General features: G+C 49.3%; 4 protein-coding genes. All 4 read right to left on the bottom strand.

The genetic code is table 11. The features are described 5' to 3' along the window. Window positions 1–73 (bottom strand): hypothetical protein (locus PKX57_RS11570; protein WP_472417465.1); only part of this gene is annotated, 73 nt, incomplete at its 3' end. A gap of 14 nt (window positions 74–87) precedes the next feature. Continuing rightward, window positions 88–1,032, bottom strand: a complete 945-nt coding sequence (gene fba, locus PKX57_RS11565) for a class II fructose-1,6-bisphosphate aldolase (protein ID WP_213919697.1) — start codon at window positions 1,030–1,032, stop codon at window positions 88–90. Between the two features lie 69 nt (window positions 1,033–1,101). Then, window positions 1,102–2,139 carry a DNA-processing protein DprA gene (gene dprA / locus PKX57_RS11560; RefSeq protein WP_213919698.1) on the bottom strand — a complete coding sequence of 346 codons (1,038 nt, stop codon included), beginning with the start codon at window positions 2,137–2,139 and terminating at the stop codon, window positions 1,102–1,104. A gap of 6 nt (window positions 2,140–2,145) precedes the next feature. Beyond that, on the bottom strand, window positions 2,146–3,534 hold the full coding sequence (hslU, locus tag PKX57_RS11555; protein WP_213919699.1) for an ATP-dependent protease ATPase subunit HslU: 1,389 nt from the start codon (window positions 3,532–3,534) through the stop codon (window positions 2,146–2,148). Window positions 3,535–3,641 lie beyond the last annotated feature (107 nt).

Below are 3,641 nucleotides of genomic sequence, written 5' to 3'. Positions count from 1 at the left end.
CACTCTCACTGTCGGCATCAAGCAACTGGTACTTGATAGAAGAAGAACCGCAGTTTATAACAAGAATCTTCATCCAGACACCTCCATCTATGCTTTGTTCGAACAGCCAAGAAGTCTAAGTCTTTCCCTGATTATGTTCTTTACCAGCTCCTTCGGTGTCTTGAAGTATTTTCTCGGATCGAACTCTCCGGGATTGTTGGCCAGGTACTCCCTCAAAGAGGCAATGAAGGCCATCCTGAGATCTGTATCTGTATTGACTTTGTTTATACCGTACTTGATCGACTCTGTAAGGATGTCCGAAGGCACACCCTTGGCTCCCCTGAAATCGGCTCCATACTTTTCGGCGAGCTTCTTGACCTCTTCGGGAACGCTGGAGGCACCATGAAGGACCAGCGGAAGCCCGGTGAGTTCTTTGACTTTTTTGAGTCTATCGAAATCCAGTTTTGCTTCTCCCTTGAACTTGAAAGCTCCATGGCTAGTGCCTATCGCGGGAGCGAGGAAATCCACTCCGGTCTCTTCAACGAACTGCTTCGCCTCGTCCGGGTCAACCAGTGCAGCTTCGTGCGATTCGACCATCACGTTGTCTTCTATTCCCACGAGTCTTCCAAGTTCGGCTTCCACGGATACCCCTACACTGTGGGCTATCTCGACCATCTTTTTCGTTTCTTCTATATTTTTCTCGAACGGATGTTCGGAAGCGTCTATCATTATCGATGAGTAGCCTGCCTTGATAGCCGCCATAAGTATTTTGAAACTCTTGCCGTGATCGACATGCAGAGATACCGGGATATCTATATTGTCTGCGAAGGCTCTCACCATTGAAACGAAAAGGCCGGCTCCACGCTGGATATCGCCATCACCTGCGTACTTTATTGCTCCTTCAGATGTCTCTATTATTATCGGGGAGTTCTCTTCTACCCCGGCCTCTATGATGGCCTGAAGAAATTCAAGGTTGTTGATATTGAGTGCCGGCACGGCATAGTAACCTTTGTTCGCCTTATCAAGAATATCCTTTGTGTTAACGTACGGCATTTACGCTCCCTCCAATTCTTTTGTTTAAGTGCTGTTCAAAACGATTATACCACCACATTAACCGACCATTCAGAGGTTACAGCTTCTGCTCCAGCGTCCATTCTCTTCGTAAACATGCCCTTCAAGCTGAAGCTGAGTCAGCTCCACCATCAGTTCGTTGCTTGACTTCCCGCTAGCTAGAAGGATCTCTCCGAAAGTCATCGGACCGTTTCCCAAACACCTGTAAACGGGCGAGTCGATCTTTCGATTTTCACTTTCCCTTCGTTCTTCTCTAGCGAGCCAGGGAAACTCCTCGAGTATATCTTCGTATTCGGTGATCAACTTCGCGCCGTTCTTGAGAAGCCAGTTGGTGCCCCTCGAATTCTCTCTATAGATATCTCCCGGCAGTGCGAAGACATCTCTCCCGTTTTCCAGGGCCAGGCGGGCAGTAATGAGTGAGCCACTCCTCAGTCCGGCCTGAACTACGAAAACGGCCTTTGAGAGACCGGCGATGATCCTGTTCCGTCTGGGGAAATTCTGCTTTAGCGGAGGCGTTCCCGGCAGGAACTCCGATACGATACAGCCACTGGTGCGTACCTTATCTATCAGGGTTCTATTGGATGCTGGATAGGCAATGTCTATCCCGGTACCCTGTACTCCTATCGTAACACCACCAGCCTCCAGGGCGCCTTCATGTGCCTGGGCATCTATGCCGACAGCCAGACCGCTTACGATAGCCACTTTTGAAGCCGAGAGCGATCTGGAAAAATCTCTGGCGACTCTCAAACCGTAGCCATCGGCCTTTCTGGAGCCAACGACCGCCAGCATGGATTCGTTCTTGAGCATTTCTTTGTCTCCGTGGTAGAAGATAACAGGCGGTGGGTCGTAAAGATTTCTCAGGTTATCTGGATACTCTTCGTCTTTATATACCAGAAAGGTCGCATGAGAAGAAAGAACCTTCACAGTCTCTGCGAAGGTTCTTCTTATACGTTTCAGGGCAACCGGGTTGAGCGGCGCTTCTGAGAACATTATAGAAGTCGATGAATAGCCTTCCTCGCATAAAATCCGCATCTGCTCTACCGTGAGATCTCCCGAAAGGGCAATGGCCGCATACTCTATCCTGTCCATTTTAAATCACAGTATGAATGCGCTGAGATCTTCATCGGCTGCTATACTGCCGATTTTGGAATCGACGTAATTCCTGTCGATGACTATATCGGCCGCAATCTCGGGAGCCTGGAAGGAAACCTCTTCAAGGACCTTCTCGACGACCGTATACAGCCTTCTTGCGCCTATGTTTTCTATCCTCTCGTTTAGGTTGTGCGAGACTCTCGCCAGCTCTTTCAAACCGTCCTCGTTAAAAGTGATCTTCACACCTTCAGTATCGAGGAGTGCCGCGTACTGTCTGGTTATAGCATTCTTGGGCTCGGTAAGTATTCTCAAGAAGTCCTCCTCTGTCAGAGGGCTCAGTTCTACCCTTATGGGGAACCTTCCCTGGAACTCGGGGATCAGATCCGAGGGTTTAGACATGTGGAAGGCTCCGGCAGCGATGAAGAGTATGTAGTCCGTCCTGACCTGACCGTATTTGGTCGTAACGGTCGTACCCTCTATTATCGGGAGAAGATCTCTCTGGACACCTTCCCTTGATACATCTGGGCCATGGCTACCACTTCTGAAAGAGATCTTGTCTATCTCGTCTATGAAGACTATACCGCGGTTCTGAACCCTCTCTATCGCCTCGGACACAACTTTGTCCATGTCCAACAGCTTTTCCGACTCAACCGGGAGCAAGGCCCTTCTCGCATCGCCTATCCTCATCTTCTTCCTCTTCACTTTCTTTGGGACCATGCCTCCCAGGACACCCGACATATCTATACCCATGTCCTCCATGCCCGGTATCATTATCATTGGCTGACTGTGGTCCTCCAGTTCGATCTCTATATCCAGGTCTTCAAGATCACCGGAGCGAAGACGCTCTCTGTACTCATCTCTCCTGTTTCTTATTCTTTCGATCTCTTCCTGACTGGGTCTATTCTGCTGTGCGCCCTGGAAAAGCTCGAAGATATTTTTCGGGCCGTTGGCCTTAGGCTGACCTCCGGGCACCAGAGATTCCAGTATTCTCTCTTCTACCTGGAAAGAGGCTTTCCCCTCGACTTCCTGTATCTTTTCCTGTTTCACCATGTTTATACCGACATCGACCAGTTCGCGTATTATCGATTCAACGTTTTTACCCACATATCCCACTTCGGTGAATCTTGTGGCTTCGACCTTGACAAAGGGCGATCCAGTTAGCTCGGCCAGCCTTCTTGCTATTTCGGTCTTTCCAACTCCGGTAGGGCCCATCATAAGTATGTTTTTGGGTATGACGTCTTTCTTCATCTCTTCTGGCAATCGCTGACGACGTATTCTGTTGCGCATGGCGACTGCCACGGCCCTCTTGGCCATTTGTTGTCCTACTATGTATTTGTCCAGCTCTTCTACTATCTTTCGCGGTGTAAGGAGGTCGAGTTCCTCTCTCGTCACTTACCTTCACCCCCGAGAGTTTCCACTGTGAAATTAGAGTTGGTGTATATGCATATCTCACTTGCGATAGTCATTGCCTGAACGGCTATCATCTCTGCATCGAGGTT

This window comes from Mesotoga sp., from assembly GCF_035363035.1.
Lineage (GTDB): Bacteria > Thermotogota > Thermotogae > Petrotogales > Kosmotogaceae > Mesotoga.
This window is presented reverse-complemented; position numbering and strand designations above follow the sequence as displayed.